This is a genomic window from Tolypothrix tenuis PCC 7101 (assembly GCF_963874875.1).
GTDB classification, from domain to species: Bacteria; Cyanobacteriota; Cyanobacteriia; order Cyanobacteriales; family Nostocaceae; genus Aulosira; species Aulosira tenue.
Genome location: NZ_CAWNJS010000001.1, coordinates 3,910,577 through 3,931,786, shown reverse-complemented (window position 1 = coordinate 3,931,786; position 21,210 = coordinate 3,910,577). Strand labels below are relative to the sequence as shown.

At 39.0% G+C, this 21,210-nt stretch carries 18 protein-coding genes and 1 pseudogene; 10 read left to right on the top strand and 9 right to left on the bottom strand.

The window, feature by feature from the left end; translation table 11 throughout:
* Window positions 1–78: 78 nt before the first annotated feature.
* The 6 genes from AACU25_RS16055 (at window position 79) to AACU25_RS16030 (ending at window position 6,725) form a co-directional block, all read left to right on the top strand.
* Window positions 79–1,239 carry a glycosyltransferase family 4 protein gene (locus tag AACU25_RS16055; RefSeq protein ID WP_096577210.1) on the top strand — a complete coding sequence of 387 codons (1,161 nt, stop codon included), beginning with the start codon at window positions 79–81 and terminating at the stop codon, window positions 1,237–1,239.
* Window positions 1,240–1,262: 23 nt separating this feature from the next.
* A complete protein-coding gene (gene hpsN, locus AACU25_RS16050; protein ID WP_096577208.1) occupies window positions 1,263–2,243 on the top strand; it encodes a hormogonium polysaccharide biosynthesis glycosyltransferase HpsN in 981 nt (326 codons plus the stop codon).
* Window positions 2,244–2,426: 183 nt separating this feature from the next.
* Window positions 2,427–3,602: a hormogonium polysaccharide biosynthesis glycosyltransferase HpsO gene (gene hpsO / locus AACU25_RS16045; RefSeq protein ID WP_096577206.1), complete on the top strand. Its 1,176-nt coding sequence runs from the start codon at window positions 2,427–2,429 to the stop codon at window positions 3,600–3,602.
* Between the two features lie 446 nt (window positions 3,603–4,048).
* Window positions 4,049–5,209 (top strand): hormogonium polysaccharide biosynthesis glycosyltransferase HpsP, encoded by a 1,161-nt coding sequence (hpsP, locus tag AACU25_RS16040; RefSeq protein ID WP_096577204.1) that lies wholly within the window; start codon window positions 4,049–4,051, stop codon window positions 5,207–5,209.
* A gap of 189 nt (window positions 5,210–5,398) precedes the next feature.
* A complete protein-coding gene (locus AACU25_RS16035; RefSeq protein WP_045870923.1) occupies window positions 5,399–6,037 on the top strand; it encodes a peroxiredoxin in 639 nt (212 codons plus the stop codon).
* 103 nt (window positions 6,038–6,140) lie between these two features.
* Window positions 6,141–6,725 (top strand): Uma2 family endonuclease, encoded by a 585-nt coding sequence (locus tag AACU25_RS16030; protein ID WP_096577202.1) that lies wholly within the window; start codon window positions 6,141–6,143, stop codon window positions 6,723–6,725.
* Between the two features lie 29 nt (window positions 6,726–6,754).
* Here AACU25_RS16030 and AACU25_RS16025 read toward each other — a convergent pair whose 3' ends face one another.
* From AACU25_RS16025 to AACU25_RS16015, 3 genes are all read right to left on the bottom strand, one after another.
* Entirely contained in the window at window positions 6,755–8,956 is a 2,202-nt protein-coding gene (locus AACU25_RS16025) for a dynamin family protein (protein ID WP_096577200.1), read from the bottom strand.
* A gap of 95 nt (window positions 8,957–9,051) precedes the next feature.
* The gene (locus AACU25_RS16020) at window positions 9,052–11,133 is read right to left on the bottom strand and encodes a dynamin family protein (protein ID WP_096583811.1); all 2,082 of its coding nucleotides are present in this window, start codon (window positions 11,131–11,133) and stop codon (window positions 9,052–9,054) included.
* A gap of 16 nt (window positions 11,134–11,149) precedes the next feature.
* Window positions 11,150–11,461, bottom strand: a complete 312-nt coding sequence (locus tag AACU25_RS16015) for a hypothetical protein (protein ID WP_096577198.1) — start codon at window positions 11,459–11,461, stop codon at window positions 11,150–11,152.
* Between the two features lie 271 nt (window positions 11,462–11,732).
* On the opposite strand from AACU25_RS16015, the gene AACU25_RS16010 reads away from it, so the two are divergent.
* The 3 genes from AACU25_RS16010 to AACU25_RS16000 all read left to right on the top strand — a co-directional run bounded on the left by AACU25_RS16010 (window position 11,733) and on the right by AACU25_RS16000 (window position 14,044).
* A complete protein-coding gene (locus tag AACU25_RS16010; RefSeq protein ID WP_096577196.1) occupies window positions 11,733–12,707 on the top strand; it encodes a cysteine synthase A in 975 nt (324 codons plus the stop codon).
* Between the two features lie 121 nt (window positions 12,708–12,828).
* The gene (locus AACU25_RS16005; RefSeq protein WP_096577194.1) at window positions 12,829–13,158 is read left to right on the top strand and encodes a (2Fe-2S) ferredoxin domain-containing protein; all 330 of its coding nucleotides are present in this window, start codon (window positions 12,829–12,831) and stop codon (window positions 13,156–13,158) included.
* A 55-nt stretch (window positions 13,159–13,213) separates the two neighbouring features.
* Window positions 13,214–14,044 carry a DUF5331 domain-containing protein gene (locus tag AACU25_RS16000; RefSeq protein WP_096577192.1) on the top strand — a complete coding sequence of 277 codons (831 nt, stop codon included), beginning with the start codon at window positions 13,214–13,216 and terminating at the stop codon, window positions 14,042–14,044.
* A 3-nt stretch (window positions 14,045–14,047) separates the two neighbouring features.
* Here the strand turns inward: AACU25_RS16000 and AACU25_RS36955 are convergent.
* From AACU25_RS36955 to AACU25_RS15975, 6 genes and pseudogenes are all read right to left on the bottom strand, one after another.
* A pseudogene (locus AACU25_RS36955) lies at window positions 14,048–14,164 on the bottom strand (ATP-binding protein); the annotation flags it as partial.
* A gap of 204 nt (window positions 14,165–14,368) precedes the next feature.
* A complete protein-coding gene (locus tag AACU25_RS15995) occupies window positions 14,369–15,103 on the bottom strand; it encodes a carbonic anhydrase (RefSeq protein ID WP_096577190.1) in 735 nt (244 codons plus the stop codon).
* 210 nt (window positions 15,104–15,313) lie between these two features.
* On the bottom strand, window positions 15,314–16,891 hold the full coding sequence (locus AACU25_RS15990) for a sodium:solute symporter family transporter (RefSeq protein ID WP_096577188.1): 1,578 nt from the start codon (window positions 16,889–16,891) through the stop codon (window positions 15,314–15,316).
* Window positions 16,892–16,938: 47 nt separating this feature from the next.
* A complete protein-coding gene (locus tag AACU25_RS15985; protein WP_045870937.1) occupies window positions 16,939–17,214 on the bottom strand; it encodes a DUF485 domain-containing protein in 276 nt (91 codons plus the stop codon).
* A 321-nt stretch (window positions 17,215–17,535) separates the two neighbouring features.
* On the bottom strand, window positions 17,536–19,206 hold the full coding sequence (locus tag AACU25_RS15980; RefSeq protein WP_096577186.1) for a phosphatidylglycerol lysyltransferase domain-containing protein: 1,671 nt from the start codon (window positions 19,204–19,206) through the stop codon (window positions 17,536–17,538).
* Window positions 19,207–19,516: 310 nt separating this feature from the next.
* On the bottom strand, window positions 19,517–20,431 hold the full coding sequence (locus tag AACU25_RS15975; protein ID WP_096577184.1) for an alpha/beta hydrolase: 915 nt from the start codon (window positions 20,429–20,431) through the stop codon (window positions 19,517–19,519).
* Between the two features lie 282 nt (window positions 20,432–20,713).
* Here AACU25_RS15975 and AACU25_RS15970 point away from each other — a divergent pair, with 282 nt between their 5' ends.
* Window positions 20,714–21,034 (top strand): DMT family transporter, encoded by a 321-nt coding sequence (locus AACU25_RS15970; protein ID WP_096577183.1) that lies wholly within the window; start codon window positions 20,714–20,716, stop codon window positions 21,032–21,034.
* Window positions 21,035–21,210 lie beyond the last annotated feature (176 nt).

Genomic DNA, 21,210 nt, shown 5'->3' with positions numbered 1-21,210 from the left:
TCCCTGATGGCAGATACCTAACTGTAGACTAGGCTAGATTCAGTTTGACTAATAATTCTTAATTTTAATATATCAAAAATGGCAAAAGTAATTATAGCAGGAGAAAAACATCTCAGTACTCCTAACCTGCCGCGCCAATCTCAACATATATTAATTCGCCCTAAACAATTTCCCTCCGGAAGATATCCTTTAGAAAAAATTTGGTATCCCTTAAATAGCTTTAGTTATTGGCAGCCTTTCTGGAAAAAGTTTCAAGTTGTTCACGCTTTCAATAGAATTGAATATACAAATAAACCTTGGTTCGTTACTTTTGAAGACCATAGATTTTTATATAGAAATCCCAAAAATAAATTAGAAGAAATAGCTTATCCAATTTTAAATAACCGTTTAGCACTAAAAAATTGTCAAAAAATCATTGCCATCTCTGATTATGCTAAAATGAGGTTTATAAATCGCGTTGCAGAATGGAATATTAGCGAAGAATTAAAAAATAAATTAGCCGTTATTCATCCTAATTTTGCAATTAAAGCTAGTCAACCTAAAACTTATAAAGATGGGGAAACAATTGAACTGATATTTGTCGGTAACCATTTGGCGAGAAAAGGTGGAATTGTTGCTTTAAGATTAGCTAAAAAAGCTGAGTCTTTAGGGTTACCTATTAAGGTACATATCATTTCTAATTTAAGATGTGGTTCTGGAGTACCTACAGATTTTCCTGACCAGTCAAAATATACAGCAGATTTAAAACTATTGGATTTGGATAATGTGGTTTTTCACAAAAGCCTTCCCAATGAAAAAGTTTTAGATTTACTAGCCCAAAGTCATTTTCAAATTTTAGCTACCTTACATGATACCTACGGCTATAGTGTCATCGAAGGATTTTCGGTTGCAACTCCGGCGATTACTACTAATATCTGTGCCCTACCAGAGTTTGTTCATGATGGGGAAAATGGCTATCACTTAAAATTACCACTAAATGAAATTCGGCATTGGAATGATTGGTTACATGGGGAAAAAACTAAGACTGATGAATATTGGGAAATTGTCAATAGCACCTATGATTATTTAGCAGAGCAAGCATTGCAGAAAATCTTACATTTTCTTGAGCGAACAGATAAACAAGAACATTATGAATATATTAGTACAGGTGCATTAAATCAAATGAAAAATAACCATAATGCCGAAAAGCAAAATGAGTTATTTGATAATTTGTATGCAGAAGCCGCAGCTTTGAACTAAAAGGTTATTTTCTATATAAAAATATGAGTGATTTACCTTTAATTTCTATTGTTATCCCTACCTATTATCGTGAAGAAGCTTTACGAGATAGTATTGCAGATGTTCTCAAACAAGATTATGGCAATTTTGAAGTCATAGTTGTAGACCAAACCCCAAAGCATGAACCAGAAATTCAAGCTTATCTGGAAGAAATGGCAACAGCAGGTAAAATTAAATGGTTTCGCTTAGATTGGGCGAGTTTACCAGGCGCGCGAAATTATGGGGTGCGGCGGTCAGAAGGTGAAATAATTTTATTTATTGATGATGATGTCCAATTAAAACCTGGCTTTTTATCAGCCCATGTGAAAAACTATGTGCAAAATCCAGAGGTGGGGGCTGTAGCTGGCAGAGTATTTGACAGAATGAAATTAGGTGATTCTGGGGGAGATTTGCAAATTGAATATTTACCTCCCCAAGCAATGGATCCTGGAATTGCTTGGTATCACATAGATTTAGTTCACACCATCAAACCCCAGCAAGTATTAACCGCGAGGGGTTGTAATATGTCTTTCCGGCGGGAAATTTTTACTAAATATGGGCTGAGATTTGACGAAAGGTTTCGCGGTAGTGCGGTACGGGAAGAATCGGATTTTTGTTTGCGGGTGCGACAGACAGGGTATAAGATTTGGTACGACCCAGAAGCCGATTTAGTGCATTTGGGTGAAGAAACTGGAGGCTGTCATGATATTAGTATGCGATCGCTCCAGTATCAACTCACTTTCTACCACAATCATTTTTTACTGGGGTTGAAAAACTTGACCGTTAGCCAAGCTTTACGTCTCTACGCCCGTTTATTTGATTGTCACGTACTAGGGCGACCTCCTTGTCATAAAAGCGGTTCTCCCATCAAAATCGCGACTCGTGGCTTTTTCTATATTTTGGGTTTTTTCAAGGCTGTGGGGACTGTGATTCAATCATTATGGAATGATGGGCAAATTTACAGTCGGCTTGATCCGGAGTTTTAGTGATTTTTAACCGCTGATGGAAGAGGATATAGACGCGTAGCGGCTTCCCGTAGGGTACGCAGATATAGAGAATTCCTATTGAAAAAATCTCCAATTTGTTGGGTGTGTTAGGGCGATATTCCAATAGTTGATGGTGCGTTACGCTGTCGCTAACGCACCCTACGTTTATTAATTAAATGAAATATGAAAATTTTAGTTGCTAGTCATACTTATATTGTAGATTTAAACTGTGAAAAGTTACGCGCTTTATCGCAATTAGAACCTGGAATTGAAGTAACGGTTGTTGTTCCTAAAAGTTGGCGACCTGGTGGTGTACAAAATAAAGTTATTGAAACTGAATATAGGGATGAAGGGACATTTAAAATAGTCCCAGTTTCTAATTTTAGCCAAAATCATCAAGGCTTGCTCACATTTGGGGCTGATTTAATCGCTTTGTTAAAGCAGGTTCGTCCTCAAGTTATTCAAGTAGAGCAAGCTTCTAGGGGACTGGCTTATACTCAGATGATTATTTTAAATAAAATTTTGGGTTTGCAGGCGAAAAATATATTTTTTACTTGGTGGAATTTGCCGTATGAACTCAAATTTCCAGTTGGTTTATTAGAAAAATTTAATTTAGATAATAGCCACGGTATTATTTCTGGTAATCAGGATGGGGCAGAAGTTTTACGACAGCGAGGCTACCAGGGTCTGATTAAGGTGATGCCACAGTTGGGTGTAGATGAACGTGTTTTTACTCCCCATAGTCAACCAGAGTTAGCAGCTAAATTGGGGATTTTTCCCGATGAATTTGTAGTTGGTTTTGTAGGCAGATTCGTACCAGAAAAGGGGTTGTTAACTCTGTTGCAAGCATTAATATCTATCAAAAATAAACCTTGGAAATTACTGTTGCTGGGGCGAGGAAATTTACAGGCAGAAATCCTGAAAATAGCCGCAGAAAATCAGATTCAAGATAGAGTTATAATCATTGAAAGTGTTCCCCACGATGTTGTACCACAATATATCAATTTAATGGATACTTTGGTACTACCATCAGAAACCACTTACAAATTTAAAACCTTAACTGCGGCTGGCTGGAAAGAACAATTTGGTCATGTGATTATTGAGGCGATGGCTTGTAAAGTGCCTGTGATTGGTTCCAATTCTGGCGAAATTCCTCATGTGATTGGGGATGCTGGTTTGATTTTTCCAGAAGGTGATGTTCAAGCTTTAGCTAATTGCTTAACGCAATTAATTGATAATCCGGATTTAAGGCAGAAAGTTGGGGCTATGGGTTATGAGAAAGCAATGGATAAATATACAAATAAGGCTTTGGCACAGCAGCAATTAGAGTTTTATCGAGAACTTGTCAAGAGTTATTAGAGATCAATACGCTTGGGTTAAGTTCATTAGCGATTGATTTGTCACTTATTAAAGAAGCCAGAAGAATTGGGGGATTCTCCCCCAAACCCCCGATTGGGTGACGGTTGCGTCCCCCAAACCCCCTCCAAAATTATTGTTCTGTTTTTTTTGTTGAGTAACTAGTACTCTGGGGCGTAAATAGCGCAAAGTTGGCGGTGTCGGTTTCCGTCCCGCCAAACTTTGTAAGAGAAACAGACAATCTGTAATTGTTAAAAGGCTTGTGGTATAAGTATTCTTTCTTTTTACTTTTGAATTTTTACTTTTGCCTTGTTGTACTAGTTTTTTAGTTTTGTTATTAATTAATTTTCTTAACTGAAATGTATTTTATTAGAGATTGTTGAATTTTATTTTTTAACGCAAAGGGGTGCGGAGGTTTTATCAGAGCTATTTATGTTAAGGATAAAATTATGAAAGTATTACATATTGTTCCTTCTATTTCTCTTATTTATGGCGGCCCTAGTCAAATGGTATTAGGGTTAGCTCCTGCTTTGGCAAAGGAAGGGGTGGAAGTTACGGTAATTACAACTGATAGTAATGGCGATACTGGACAAAAACCTCTGGATGTTCCTTTAAATGCAGCAATAAAACAAGATGGTTATGAAATTATCTATTTCCGTTGTGCGCCATTTCGTCGTTATAAGTTTTCGCTAGATTTACTTAAGTGGTTAAAACGTCACGCTCGTGATTATGATATAGCCCATATTCATGCTTTATTTTCTCCTGTTAGTAGTGCGGCTGCAACTATTTGCCGTCAGCAAAAGTTACCTTATATTTTGCGTCCTTTAGGCACTCTCGATCCATCTGATTTACGCAAGAAAAAGTTATTAAAACAGATTTATGCCGCAATTATTGAACGTCAAAATTTAGCTGGTGCAGCGGCTATTCATTTTACTAGTCATCAAGAAGCAAAAATATCAGCCAGATTTGGAGTAGCGACGCAAGATTTGGTGATTCCTTTGGGTGTGGTTTCGCCAAAATTAGCAACACATCAGCAAAAATTGGAGATTCCCCAGGATGTACCTGTAATATTATTCATGTCGCGAATTGACCCCAAAAAAGGGTTGAATTTGTTAATCCCTGCGCTAGAAAAGCTGTTAGCTGTTGGTTGTAATTTTCACTTTGTCTTAGCTGGGACAAATCCCCAAGATCCAGATTATGAACAAAGTATCATTTCTCAGATCCAAAATTCTCCACTGCGATCGCACACTACAATTACAGGTTTCGTTACAGGTGAGTTAAAAGCTACTTTACTACAAGCTGCTGATGTCTTCGTTTTGCCTTCCTACTATGAAAACTTTGGCATTGCGGTGGCTGAGGCGATGGTAGCCGGGATACCTGTGGTAATTTCCGATCAGGTGCATATTTGTCACCAGGTAAGTGAAAGCGAATCGGGATGGGTTGGGGAGTTAGATGTACAGGTAATAGTCAATTTACTACAAACAGCCTTGCAAAACCCCGCAGAATGCCAGCGTCGGGGACTCAACGCCCAGCAATATGCATTACAACATTACAGCTGGGATGCGATCGCTCGTCAAATGATTTCGACATACCAGCAAATTCTGCGTTAACAACGTTGTTCCATATCCCCCATGCCCTATGCCCAATGCCCCATGCCCTATTTTTATTGAGCTTCTTTACACGAAATTACGTAAAATCACATTTCTTTACCAGGCACTTAACCCGATTGGTGAACCGGGGTTTTATGTGACGATCACATAGTAGAATACTTAATGCCTTTCTAATTACAGGAAGTTCTCATGACTCTCCGTCTAGGTGATACAGTACCCAACTTTACGCAAGCCTCTACACACGGCGACATAAATTTTTACGAATGGGCAGGTGACAGCTGGGTTGTGCTGTTTTCACACCCTGCTGACTATACACCTGTTTGCACCACTGAACTAGGTACAGTTGCCAAGCTGAAACCAGAATTTGACAAGCGCAATGTCAAAGCGATCGCTCTCAGCGTTGATGATGTAGAATCCCATAACGGATGGGTGGGTGATATTGAAGAAACCCAAAACACTACTCTCAACTACCCAATTTTGGCAGATGCAGATCGTAAGGTTTCTGACCTGTACGATATGATTCATCCTAATGCCAACGCAGCAGTGACAGTGCGATCTGTTTTTGTTATTGATCCCAATAAAAAGCTACGCCTGAGTTTCACATACCCTCCTAGCACAGGACGCAACTTTGATGAACTGTTGCGGGTAATTGATTCTCTGCAATTGACAGATAATTACAGTGTGGCGACACCAGCTGACTGGAAAGACGGGGATAAGGTTGTAATTGTTCCCTCACTTAAAGATCCAGAAGTATTGAAGGAAAAATTCCCCAAAGGTTACGAGGTAGTTAAACCCTATCTGCGCTTGACTCCTCAGCCTAACAAGTAAGTCTTATTACTTCAAACTTTTTGCTGTCAAGGCGCGAAGGTAAAACTTTGCGCCTTTGCTTGTTTAGGTCAGAATAAAGATAAAAGTTAGTCTGGTAAGCATTATGTTCTCATCTCCCTTGGTGTTGCAAATTCCGCCATCAATGCAAATGACAGACGAACAATTCTTTGAGTTTTGTCAGGTGAATCGCGATTTACGCATTGAGCGTAATAAATTGGGAGAAATATCGATTATGCCACCTACGGGTTCAGAATCAGGGAATCGTAACTTCAATATAGCTGGTCAATTATATGTATGGTCAGAACAAGATGGTACAGGTATTTGTTTTGACTCTAGTACAGGCTTTAAGTTATCAACAGGTGCAGATCGATCCCCGGATGCTTCTTGGATAAAATTGGAACGGTGGAATAGTCTTTCATCTGCACAACAAGAAAAGTTTGCGCCTATTTGTCCAGATTTTGTGATTGAATTGCGATCGCCTAGCGATAATCTTCAACCTCTCAAGGACAAGATGGAAGAATATATGAGAGAACCTGGGGTACAGTTAGGCTGGTTAATTGATCGCAAACATCGTCAAGTTTATATTTATCGTCCTGGTAACCCAGCAGAATGTTTAGATAATCCTAATACTATTAGCGGCAATGCTGTGTTACCTGGGTTTGTTTTGAATATGAGTAAGGTTTGGTAGTATAACTTTTTATCCAAAATATTATAATTTTATTGAGATTTTTCTGACAAAATTGTATAAGCTTCATTAACTAGCCGCATTTTTTCTTGAGCTTGTTTTTGTAATTGTGGCTGATTAACAAATAAATCTGGATGCCATTTTTTAACTAAAGTCTTGTAAGCTTGTTTTATCTCAGCTAATGAAACACCAGCTTGCAATCCTAAAACTGAATAAGCGCGAGTAATCTTGTCTTTTTCCGCTTGAGTTTTAGGCTGCTGAGATGTATTGTTATTTTGATTTGTATTGCTTTGTTTGTTAGCTTGATAACCCGGAGAACGCATTTCTGCTTTCATCCGCGCTATTTCTTCATCGAGTTCCCAATTGCGAAATTTTGCTTCTACTTCGGCTGGATTGGGAGATGCTGAAGCCTTGGGTGGGGGAGGAGTATTAACGCGGTGAGTAGAACTGCGATATGTAGAGGATGCAGAATCATTCACTTTTTTTGCGTAAGTCTTTTGTTCTGGTTCTGCTGGTGGGGTATATGGCGTGTATTTTGGTATTTCTCGATAAGGTTGATAATTAGCAGGTATCTTAGCTTTATTTAACTCTTGCAGTAATTGATTAAAATTATTTTGCAACTGCTGTAAATTTTGCCGCTTATTAGCAATTTCTAGTGGTTCTTGACTACCTACAAAGCGGATTATTTTTTTAGCTTTTGGTTCATATTCAGCTAAGATTGCTAATCCTTGCTTACTGAATTCAGTGAAATAATCTTCAGTTGCATTTATGCAAATTTGAGCAACTTGCTGATGATAGGATTCCTTGGCTGATTTATCGTCAGCATCTTGAATATTTTTATTTAATAAATAAGAAATACTTCCTAATACGGCTGCGCCAACAGGCCCACCTAATAACCAGCCAATACCACTACCAACTGCTACCGTCCCAGTTTCACTTAAATCATTGCTATTGTTTGGCTTAGGAGGTAGATTAATTTGGGGTTCGCTGGGTAAGGTAATCAATAAATCTTCTGGTCTTTGTTCTTGAAAAAATTCATAAGCTTGATATAGCCATTTCATTATCGAGCGTTGTAACTCTGTTAAGTCTTTTTTTAAGGTATCTGTTTGCCAAGTTTTAAAATTATTTTCAGCAATTGCTACTGTGGCATCAGTTTGATATTTTTTAAGTAATGAGTCTAAATTTAGCCAAGTTCGTAAATCAGCAATACTCTTATTTAAACCTTGCTGAATAAGATTTTCAGCTTTTTGTTTAATTGCAATTTTAGCGGTTTGTTTGTCATCAAAAGAGCTAACTTCGCTAAGAAGAGGGTCAATTTTAGCTTTTAAACTTAATTGAATTTGAGATGCGATCGCCTGTACTCTGGGTAAGCGTACACTACCGCGATTTTGTTGTAAAATACCCACAATATTTTGCAAAGCTGCTTCAAAGGTAGTTAACCCACTACTAGTAGCTAGAGCCACATCTCCTTTTAATCTAGCTCTTAACGCTGGTAAAGCATCCACACGATATAAATTACTAAACCCTGGCGGTAATTCGGCGCGAAAACTTTCTGCAACAAATAGCAAACGATTTTGCACTTGCTGCTGCTCGTCTGGTTCGAGTAAGTTAATAAAATTAGCCACAAAAATAACGGTTTTAATACCCCGATCCAATAGCCAATCTCGCAGGTTTTCGCGTTCGCCTAAAGTCATTAACTTGCGCGCATCAAGTAATTGTATAACTAAATCTGTAGTCAGCAGGCGATCGCGGACTAAATTATCTTGTGCTTCTCTGTCATTTGTACCAGGTAAATCCAGTAATTCTATACCTCTTGCTAAAAAAGGATGAGGACAAAAAACTTCTACAGATGCAACATCTTGGCGCATCTGTCTGTTACCATCCAAAATGGCAAACTGCTGCAAAATTTCTGTACCATCGCGCTCGATTTCAGTACCATCTGTTAAGATGATGCGAGTTTGTAAATCAGTCCCATATTTAACGCTAATTGCTGCGCCAGTAGTGGGAATTAAATCTATTGGTAAAGTGCGATTTCCTAATATGGCATTGAGCAGCGTAGATTTACCATGATTAAAAGGGCCAAATACCGCAATCTGAAAGTTAGGATTAGCTAGATAATCAGAAATCGCAGTTATATCTTGATGTAGTTGTGATTTACTATCTAAACCTAGTAATGTAGATGCAGATTTTAGAGAATTGATTAGCTCTTTATAATCTTGGTATTGTGGTTGCATATTTACCTATTTTCTCGTTTCCTTGGATGTAGATACCCGACTTCTTAAAAAAGTCGGGTATCTGGGTAATTAAATTCAAAGCAAAGGAAATTATCTCAGCTATAGTAAGCTAATAAATTGCTGTAAGCAGCTTCAATCTTTCGCAATTCTTCTATCACCGCTTCTTGTAAATTCTTTAACCTCTTCAATTCACTTTCACGATTGATTTCCTGTGAGGCTTTTTGCTTGAGTAAATTATCTAATTCCGCTTTGCGAGATGTGATGTCATCATTAATGCGCTTAGTAACTTCTCGTTCATAAGAGTCAAAACATTCTTTCACTGCATCATATACAGTTTTAGATTGTTCGTTGGCTACTTGTGGTAAATGTTTCACTAATTCTTTTTTCGCAGTTTTGACTAATTCCTTACGTGCTTGATCTGCTTGTAAAACACCTATTCCTAAGCCTAGCAATGCAAATCCAATAGGGCCGAGAAAAATCCCTGTTACTGCCGAAATTATGCCGCCAATACCAATTACAGTGAAGTAATTTAATAAGATATTTTTCCAATCAAACCCTGCACTAGCTAAGGCGACACCTGCAAAATTTCCTTGTGATAAGGATAACAATCCTATCGCCCATTTTGCCCAACCAGGAGATTTATCATCTTCTGGCGTACCTGTAGAATGAACTTTTACTTGTTGTCCAGTTAATTTTTCGGTAATTTTGTCTGTGACTTGGCTATAGGATGCGCCATACTGTGCAGCACTGCGAGAAAGTTCTCTAAAAGCTGCATTAATATCTTTTTCAGCCGTTAAAGTCCAAGCCGAAAATTTATCAGTGATATATTGTTCAAAGGCTTTTTGCAGCGCTGCATTAAATGCTTCTCGTTTACCACTACTGAGTAAGTCAAGTAAGTTTAATTCTGGTTGATAGCGCAAGAAATCGGTTTCAAAGGTATTCCCTAAGTTTAAAACGTAGCTACGAAAAGATTCTGAAATTGTTCTTGCTTGTGTATCTCTAGTATTGATAATTTCTTTTTGGAATTGATCGCGAATATTCGTCAGTTTGTTAAACTCCGGTTCTACAGACTCAATTCTCTGTTTCAATTCATTAACATCTTTATCCAGTAAAGGTAAGCGTCTTTCGATAGCTTCGCGGGTGTGATTACAAGTTTGTCTCGCCAAAGTTCTGACTTGTCGTAATTCTGCGATCGCACGTTCTCTGGTGAGGAAAGTATTTAATGCTCCCATAAATTCTGGAAAGCCAGTTCCTTGTAAATCCGCTTGCGGATTCTTCAATCTTTTTCTTAGCGCTTGAATTGAGGAAAGCTCAAAAACTCTCTCGCTATAAATATTCTGACCATCTACATGACAATATTCTGCTAAATTCGCTTTAAATACTTGTCGTAATCTATTCTCTGCGGCATTTAACTCTTCTGTATCATCAGGATCTATCAATGATTCCCGCACCTGATCCCATGCATTGACTAAGAAGAATACTGTTAAGCCTCGACCTTTAATATAATTTTCTAAGTAACGCCGTTCGCCTAAAGTACAAGGTTGTGATGCTCTCATTACAAACAAGATAGCATGACAGTTATTTACATAACCCAAAGATAATTCGTTACGCGCTTCCGTATCATTTAACCCTGGACTATCAACAATTTCAATACCCTTTTCTAATAGCGTTAAAGGATACTCAACTACAGCATAATCAACATCAGGAAATGCTTGTTTCTTCTCTTGTTCTAATTTTTTGGCTTCAGCAGGGTCAATAGTATATTTATATTTAAAGCTTTGAAAATCTAATTCTTGGGGACTTTTCCCATCATTAAAATAAATTGTGACTTTTTTCTCTGCCCCGTAGCGCAATACAGTTAAGACTGCGGTACAGGGATTTACATCACTAGGTAATAAATTCTCCCCAATTAAAGCATTGAGAAACGTACTTTTACCGCGTTTCATATCGCCTAAAACTAACAGACGAAATACACCTTGCTTGAGATTTTTACTGGCTGCTGCAATATCTTCAATATCTCGTTCTAGGCTGAGTTTTCCTGAGGAAGATTCCCCAACCAATTCAGCTTGATTAATTGTATTTGCAAGTTTACTTAAACAATCAGCCATCTGCGATCGCACTTGTGCAACCCGTTCTAAATCGTTGATAAATTGATCAGTTGCAACTTGATTACTCATCAGATTCATACCCTAATTAAGGTTTATTTTTAGAAGATTCCAGAAACAGCTTGTAAACTAGCCACACCAGCGCAGCGAACATAATCATCCCCGCCAAAGCTGCGGCGATTCTCACCGCCACCAGCACCGCTACAGCAACAGCAAACAACTTTGCACCCAGCATGATATTTTTCAACAACGGCTGAGATAGCTTTTCCGGCTGATGCTTAACAGTTTTATAAACAGGTGGATTAATTTCTGCTTCCATTTCCCGGAGTCTTAATTCTACTTCTCGTTGTCGAAGTTCACGTTCGCGCTGTTCCAGTTCTTGATTGCGATCGCTTTCCATTACTGTCCACTCCGTCTAGGACAATGACATGATTTAAGTAATCATGTCACATAGATGTATTTTATTTTACTAAAATTTATAAAGCCTCGGTATAATCGCTACTTTGCTGGGGATTGGGGATTGGGGACTAGGGACTGGGGATTGGGGATTGGGAAAAGTTTCAAATAGGATTGCAAGCTAAAATTAGATATGGAAGGCTTAAAAAAACTATAAATACTGCCGCCAGTATACGCCAAAATTTTTATAGAAAATAATTTAGGTACGCTTAAATATGGATATCAAACATGGCTTCGTAGGCACAGTTGGTAACACACCTCTGATTCGCCTCAATAGCTTTAGTGAAGAAACAGGGTGCGAAATTTTAGCTAAAGCCGAATTTCTCAATCCTGGTGGTTCCGTTAAAGACCGGGCTGCACTGTATATTATTGAAGACGCAGAAAAGAAAGGTTTACTCAAGCCTGGTGGTACAGTAGTTGAAGGTACAGCTGGTAATACTGGCATTGGTTTGGCGCATATTTGCAATGCCAAAGGTTACAAATGCCTAATTATTATTCCTGATACCCAGTCCCAAGAAAAGATAGACGCACTCACAACACTAGGTGCAGAAGTTCGTCCGGTTCCCGCTGTTCCTTACAAAGACCCCAACAACTACGTTAAGCTATCTGGCAGAATTGCGGCGGAGTTAGACAATGCGATTTGGGCAAATCAGTTTGATAATTTAGCTAACCGCAATTCCCATTATGAAACCACAGGCCCAGAAATTTGGGCACAAACAGACGGGAAAATTGATGGTTGGGTAGCTGCAACTGGTACTGGTGGGACATTTGCTGGTGTCGCACTTTACCTAAAAGAAAAGAATCCTGCAATTAAATGTGTTGTTGCTGACCCCCTTGGTAGCGGACTTTACAGCTACATTAAAACAGGTGAAATCAAGATGGAAGGTAATTCCATCACTGAAGGGATTGGTAACAGTCGCATCACAGCTAATATGGAAGGCGCACCCGCAGACGATGCAATCCAGATAGATGACCCAGAAGCTTTGCGAGTAGTTTACCAATTGCTGAGAAAAGATGGTTTGTTAATGGGTGGTTCCACAGGGATTAATGTGGCTGCGGCTGTTGCATTAGCCAAGCAGTTAGGCCCAGGACACACCATCGTTACCATTCTCTGTGACAGTGGTTCCCGCTATCAGTCCCGCATATTCAACCGCGAATGGCTGGCCTCTAAAGGACTTTCCGTAGATTAGTTAAAAATTGTAGAGACGCGATGAATCGCGTCTGTTGGAGAGATGCGATTCATCGCGTCTGTACAAGAGTCAAAAATAATTAATTATCTTCCCAATCCCTAATCCCCAGTCCCCAATTTCCATGTCAAATACTACTCACCCACAGTTCCCGACAATAGATCCTGTTGCTGTGCCAAAATGCGTGCGGGTGTGTCAAAACCGCACCTGTAAAAAACAAGGTGCAGCAGATGTGTTAGCGGCTTTTGCTGCTTTACCCGTTCCCGGTGTTGTCGTTACACGTAGCAGCTGTTTGGGACAATGTGGTAGCGGGCCGATGGTACTGGTATTACCTGAGATGGTTTGGTATAGCCGAGTTCAACCAAGCGAAGTACCTCTATTGGTAGAACAACATTTAATTGGTGATCAAAGAGTCCAGCAGATGCTTTATTATCGGTTTCATCCCCAGGTATAAATCTGTTTTAAAAATATCAAGTCTGCACTCTTTGTTGACTTAAGTGAGGAAGCCAATGAACATTCAGCAGCTACGTCAATCGTTAAAAATGAAGTGGCTGAGTTACTATCAACAAAACCGGCCCTGGTTAGTAAAAATGCGGATTTGGGCTACTTATGATGGTCTGCGCCGACCTTCATCGGGTTTTATGTTGGCTACTCTATCGGTTTTAGAACCAGAGTTTGATCAGATACTTGATTTTATTATGGAACTCAATAATAACCCTGATGAAATAATTAGGGCATTGGGTTTGAACTTCAATCCTGACAAAGAGTTAGATTTAATTAATAAAGAGGATGCTATTGTTGCTGACCAATTTTCTGCTGAACCTTTAGCAGAAATTCAGGATAAATTGCAGCCTGTATTATTAGCTACTGAGAATTTAGCAGTAACTTCTGAATCTCCTACAAGAGTATTCAATTCCGAACCGTTCCTGAGCGATCGCACTCCCACAAACATTGCTGTACCATCTTTTACAACTAATAGCGTAGTTCGCGATCGCCAACCGGAATCATCGGTTGCAGTGGCTACGGCGGTGAGTGGAGAGTCTAATGCTACAACGCTAGTTGCTGAAAAACCCACAGATGAGATTTTACCTGAACAGCAACCAGAGCGATCGCAACTCCAGCCTACCTACTTATCTGTCAATGAAAAAACATTGCAATCTCTTGGTGTGACTATCAAGCGTCCTAGCAATGGTAAATCTCTGAAGGTGCAGTTACCACCCATACCCAAGAAAGTCAAACTTTCACATCCTAGTAATGCTACTACTGTCTCTTCTTGGGTGGATGAGTTCTGTCAAGGTGCTGATTGGAACCCAGAGGAAGCGATTTTCATTCATTTTTGAAAGTCAAGAATGAAGACTGATGGGAATTTGGACTGTGAACTCAGTTCCGTGACCTAACTCAGACCACACATTTAAGCTACCACCATGTTTTTCTACTACAATTTGACGAGCGATCGCCAATAGTTACTAGACTATTTGTCAGTAGATAAATCGTGGGAAATCAGCAGGGATACTCAGACTTGATAATAAATATCAAGGTTATCTGACTGTTATTTGTCATTGCTAATTGGTCATTGGTAATGGGTAATTAGTAATTGGTAATGGAAATTTCTCCCCTGCTTCCCCTCATCCCCAATCCCTATTCCCCAGTCCCCAATCTCCAACCTAATTTTCAACTGTAGATAAACCTAACTCACTGGCTTGTTCGCAACAACAACCCGCAACCCCATCTGTAGGATGCATCTCAGACATAGTAACTAAAGGCAGTTTAGACAACAAGGAAGATGAAGTTAATTGCCATTGTAAAGTTGAGACATGCAAGTCTTTGATTAGCCCTGTTTTGATGTCTAGTACCCAACCATGAATGCTAGGGGCGTTTTGATCGTGGAGTGCTTTCCGCAAGATGGGAGTGTGGTAGAGATTTTTTACCTGAGCTAGGACGTTGATTTCTGCTAAAAAATTCAGACGCGCTTCTCTGGTTGGTAAAGCGTCTATCTCTTCTTGGTTTTGCAGATAAAGTTCCCGAATGGGATTTACCCAGTTATCAATAATGCCGGTGGTTCTTCCCTCTAACGCAGCTTTAATCCCACCGCAATCGTAGTGGCCGCAAACAATAATGTGTTCCACATGAAGATGGCAAATCGCATATTCTAAAACCGCTAAGAAGTTTAAATCTGTGAGCGAAACTTGATTAGCAATATTGCGATGTACAAACAACTCTCCGGGTTCTGTGCGGGTAAAGTTGGTCAGGGGTAACCGACTGTCAGAACAACCTAAGTACAAAAAAGGAGGTTTTTGCCCATTTGACAGCTTGTTAAAGTAATTTGCGTCTAGAGCTAGTTTTTCTGCAACCCAAGACTGATTATTACTCAGGAGTTCATCAATGGTGTGATATTTCATCAATGATTGAATAAATCTATGATATGCATTGTATTTTATCTATATATAGATTTGTAGTTTATTCAAGAATCGCAAACAAGAGTTTGCTAAAAAAATTTACGAAATGGGAACTGAGAGCATTCTTTTGGTTGCTAATTGACAAATATTCTAAAGGGATGAGAGTTTTTCCCATCCCTTCATAAATAATCCCTGAATTTCTAAGCAAACATTTCAACTTTGGGAACCAAGGTCGATGCGCTTTTCTACTTCTGCGAATCTTTCTTCTGCTTCTTGTTCGCTATAGAGAAGGGAGACGACAATCCCCACAATAAATGCTAGGGGAATAGTCACCAAGCCAGGATTTTTTAAGGGAAAAGGTGCTGTCGCGTGTTTGAGGATTGTGACTTGGATTGTGGGAGAGAAATAAATCAGCACTAAAGAAGAGAGGGTTCCTACTAACATACTGGCTACAGCACCGTTAGTAGTGAAGCGTCGCCACAGCATTGATAACAGTAAGGCGGGGAAGTTGGCGCTAGCTGCGATCGCAAATGCTAAACCCACCATGTAAGCTACGTTTTGTCCCTTAAACAAAATACCTAGCAATATGGCTAATGCACCTAACAGCATTGTGGCACCACGAGCGACTTTCAGCTGTTCTGATTCGTTAGCATGACCGCCGCGCACGACATTTACCCACAAATCATGGGACAATGCGGCTGCTCCAGAAAGTGTTAAACCTGCAACTACCGCTAAAATTGTGGCGAAGGAAACAGCCGCAATAAAGCCTAAGAAGGCATCACCGCCTAAAAATTCGGCTAACATCGGTGCAGCCATGTTACCACCAGTGCCAATTTGCTTGATGGCATCTTGACCTACTAGTACCATTGCCCCAAAGCCGAGAATAAAGGTGAGGAGATAGAAAAAGCCAATAAAAGCCGTGGCGTAAGTCACAGAAACCCGCGCTGCTTTCGCATCGGGTACTGTATAGAATCGCATGAGAATGTGGGGTAAGCCCGCAGTTCCAAACATTAACGACATCCCCAAAGAAATCGCATCTAGGGGATCGGAAACTTGCTTACCTGGGGCTAATACACCAGAGTACTTATCAGCAGCGGCGGCGAAGAGATTCAGGGGATTAAAACCAAATTTTGCTAGTACCAAAATCGCTAGCAATATTGTTCCGCCTAACAATAAAACAGCTTTAATAATTTGTACCCAGGTAGTAGCAATCATCCCTCCAAAAATCACATAAGCCATCATTACGCCACCAACGATGACTACGGCTAATTCATATTCAAAGCCAAATAGTAGTTTAATTAGTTCCCCTGCACCTACCATCTGGGCAATTAAATAAAAGCTGATGACTGCTAAGGTACCAATTGCCGCTGCAATCCGTACAGGCTTTTGCTGTAAGCGATAAGCAACGACATCAGCGAAAGTATATTTACCTAAATTTCTGAGTGGTTCGGCTATCAGGAACATGACAATCGGCCAGCCTACCAAAAAGCCGATGGAATAAATTAAGCCGTCAAAGCCATTGAGGGCGACTAACCCAGCAATTCCTAAAAAGCTAGCTGCACTCATAAAGTCACCAGCTAAAGCTAGCCCATTTTGGAAACCGCTGATATTACCTCCGGCTGTGTAGAAGTGGACGGTGCTTTTAGTTAACTTTGCCGCCCAATAGGTAATACCCAGGGAAGTCGCCACAAACAAGATGAAAAACGCGATCGCCAACGGGTTGAAGTGCCCCAAATTGGTAAGATTATCTACAGCTAGTGGGAAGTTGTACCACAAACTATTGATGCCCATATTTGATTACAAATTTGATTTTTTGATAGAGAACGAGTTATTGGCGCTTACTTACGTGTCAGATTAGCGATGCGATCGTCGTATTTAGTATTCGCCCAGCGCACATAAAGAAAAATCAATATCCATGCACAGACAATTACTAATGCACCTAGCAAAATGCCAAGACTAAGTCCTGGCAAGATTAATGAACCTAATAATGGTTTATTGAAGGCAATTAGCAGAATAAAGCCAAAATAAATCACCATCATGGCTCCACTCAGCAGCAGGGATACTCGCCAACGGGCATTAGCAAGAGACTGGAGAGCTTTTTTGCGATCGTCCATATCTTCAGTAAATTTGTTGAGACGATAAGTCCAAATTTTCTCATTGAAGTTGCTGTTTACTTAAGATGCACACAAAAACTTAACGTAAATAATTTTCATGAATTTTCATTGAGCTTATATTCTAAGTTTGGTCACAAAAGTTATAGAAATATGCTTTTGATACAACCAAGTTTGATGCACCAATTAAATGATATATAGAAATTAGCTTTGATTCCTGAAAATATTTGCGTAAGGAGGGAAAATAGAAGTAGAAATGATAATAATATAAATTGGATTTATCGGCGTATATTGGCGGTTAATTATTATCTGAACTGTATTAAATTAAGCACCAGGTTTGAAATAATCGAGAAGGCGATCGCCTGAATCGGCACGAATTAATGCCACAACTACATCGGGTAAACTTCTCAAACTGGGATAAACTAAATAACGTGGTTCCCAACGGGGACGAAACTTCTCTTTGTAGGCGTGTAAACCTTTGAAGTTATAGAAGCGATTTAAATGTTCGTAGAGATAGCCTAATACTTTCTCTAAACGGCGTGATTCTGGAGTTTCACCTACACCAGCTAAAGCAGAAAGTGCAAAATTAAAACTATCGTAATTTTTCTCTTTAAAATACTGGAGCATGGAACTAAATAAAAAGTCCATTGTGCCATTTTCCATTGATGGACGATGGCGCATCATATCCAAAGTAACTTCATTATTTTGATACTCTGGCACAATATTGGCAAAGGCAGTAATTTTTCCTTGGGGTTCGTAAACTACAGCAATTACACAATCTCGTAAATAGGCTTCGTCAAACCAACCCAGAGAAAACTTTTTTTCTGAACCTTGTACCATCTTCAACCATTCATCACTTACAGGTTTTAGCTGACGTAATAATTCATCAGCAATTGGTGGTTGGTAAAACTTGACTTCATATCCTAGTTTTGTCAACTTATTAATTGCAGAGCGAAATTTTTGACCAGCTTTACCTTGTAAAGTAAAAGTCTCCAGATCTACTATCGCTTCTTCACCAATCTTGAGTACCCGAAAACCCAGGGAAATGTAAATATCCAAATCATCGGGTAAGGTTTGGTAAAAAGCGGGATACCAATCATTACGCTGACAAAACTCCCCAAAAGCGGCTATTACCTCTTGACGTTCTTCTATGGGGCCAATGGGATCACCCAATGCGATCGCACCCCTACCTTTGGGAACATAGGCGATGATACTGCGACCTGAAGGACTAAAATAATAACTTTTATCACTTAATAAGGTGTAAGCTGCTAAAGAAGAATGCCCATATTTTTCGACAATTTCTTTAGCTTTACGGCGTTCGTTTAGGCTTGCGGAATCACGCAGAAAAACTGGTTGTAATAGCATGACTAATGCATAGATAAACGTACAAGCTGCTATTACATAAATTGAATCAGCAAAAAAATTGCCAAATCGAGTTTTGGGTTGCAATCCCGCATTATCTTCTGTGAAAAACATGGCGAGAGTTTGAAATATTGCATCTTGCCAATCAAAATTCACCGAAAATTTGCCATCCAGCAAGTAAAATCCAATTGTGCCGTATGCCAAAGTAAATAGTAAAGCGCCTAATAATACCCTAACTCCCCGTGCAATTGAAGGACGGTCTGACTGAGCAGTAAATACATGGCGCATGGAGATTAATTGCACCAATAATATACCAGAAAGTATACTTTCTTCATAGTCCCAACCCTTGACTAAATGACTAATAATAGAAATTACTAATAAACCAATTGTCAGTAACCAAGCGATACGTTTTCGCCGCAATAAATTTGTTGCCAATGCTAATAATGCAAACCCAGTTAAAGCTGCAAAAATATGTCCACTAGCGCGAATTTCAAAGGGTAATAATTGCTTTAACCAATGACTGCGTTCAGGTAATGTTGGCGTAACAGCAGAAACCAAGTTGACTAATCCGACTAAAGCTGTGAGAAAAGCTGCAATCCTCAGTCCGATTTTGGTTTTTAATTTAGAAGTCATTTTTCATTGATGATGAGTTAAGTAGGTCGGCAAAATTAAAGATAAATGGCTGAGGCTGTCATTTGTCCTTTGGCTTTTGTCAGGATTTCAAGTGTTTAGAACAGTAGGGTGTGTTACGGCTATGAAAGGATTTGGCACACAGAGACAATTAAATTTAGCCGTAACGCACCATCCATGATTTATAAATACCTCTTAATTTCAGAAATTATTTGTTTAGTAGGAGAACAGGAAACCGGGAAGAAATAAAAGCGTACTTAGGTTGCTTTAAAACTCAAACATGAATCCTATAATTGTTTGTTAAAGTATTTCTTTATTTACTATTCTTAAATTTTGCATTATTAAACTGTTTCCCTACATACGAAAGCGAATCTTTTAGGTGTTTGTGAAAATAGTTCCAGCCAAAATCTTCACCAGATACACCATGCCCGCCAGGAAAGGCATAGAATACATTAGCAACACCTAATTTATCTAAAGTCTTGTGAAAAGCTTGAGTGGAAGCTAAAAATTCCACATCGCTACGTCCAGAATCAAGATACACTCGCAATCGCTTTTGCTCAGGAATAGCTAATTTTTGCACAATTTGTTCGGGGCTATTTTGGGGGCCGCTATTATCTGTAAAATAACCACAATGGCTAAACAAAACATTGAAGTTATTCAGATAGCGTAACCCGATATTAAATGCTCCCCATCCTCCAGAAGATACACCTCCCATCGCCCAAAATTGCGGATTATTTAAAGTGCGATAATTTGACTTGACAACTTTGACTAATTCCGAACCGATTAAAGTACCAATTTTGCCATTAGGGCCATCAAAATAATCTGGATCGTACAAAGGACTAGAACCACGATTGTCATTACCATCAGGTGTAATTACAATTGATGGGGCTAATTTTTTACTTTGATAAAGTTCATGTAGTACGTCTAACAGTGCATATTTATCCGCAAAAGCACGTTCGTTATCATGTCCACCATGTAATAAAAAGATAACAGGATAACGCTTTTGGGTATTTTGGCGATAGTCAGGCGGTAAAATTAGCCCATAGTTGCGGACTTGTCCCATTGCTTGGGAGTTAAAGCTTTTTAGCTGAAACTCCAACCCTGTATTTGCTTGTGCTTTCGGTGCATCTAATTGCGGCGCGCCTAAAATAAACACGTAGCCGTAACCAGTCGCGGTTAAAAAGGCGATCGCACTTGCTAAACTAATGACTAAACGAGAGATTTTCATACTTATTTATCTCCACCTTCAGATAAATAGCACAACCTAAATAATTATATCTTGGTTAAAGAAGCCGCAAATATATAGTATTCCTCTTGAGTTTTTAAAATATACATACAGCAGTCAATGATTACGCTATACTACTTGATATTTAATTGCTACAAGTATATTGATACAGGTGATTTTATATAATTAATCACAATATTTTTACTTATTGATTTTTATCTTTTTAGTAGAGATAATAAAAGGCTCTTATTTATCATCCAGCCTCACCCAGCCTTTATTATCAATATGTCAATTAGTTGGTTTTACTTGATTGGAGCAGTAATTTTTGAAGTTGTAGGTACAACTTGCATGAAGTTGTCCGAGGGATTTACTAATATTGTTCCTTCAGTATCAATTTTTATATGTTATGGGCTTTGTTTTACTTGTATGACTTTATGTTTGCAAAAAATTGATGTGAGTGTTGCTTATGCTTTTTGGGCTGGTTTAGGAACTACATTAATTGCACTGATTGGTATTATTTTCTTCCGCGAATCTGCTAGTAGTATAAAACTCATGTCTATAGCGTTGATAATTATTGGGGTAATTGGGTTAAATTCTGCTAAATAGATATGATTTTTCACTTATTAAAAAAGCCAGCTCAATTGGGGGATTCTCCCCCAAACCCCCGATTGGGTGACGGTTGCGTCCCCCAAACCCCCTCCAAAATTATTATTCTGTTTTTTTGTTGAGTAACTAGCTTTTTGGTTTTGTGATTAATGAATTTTCTGAACTTAACTGTATTT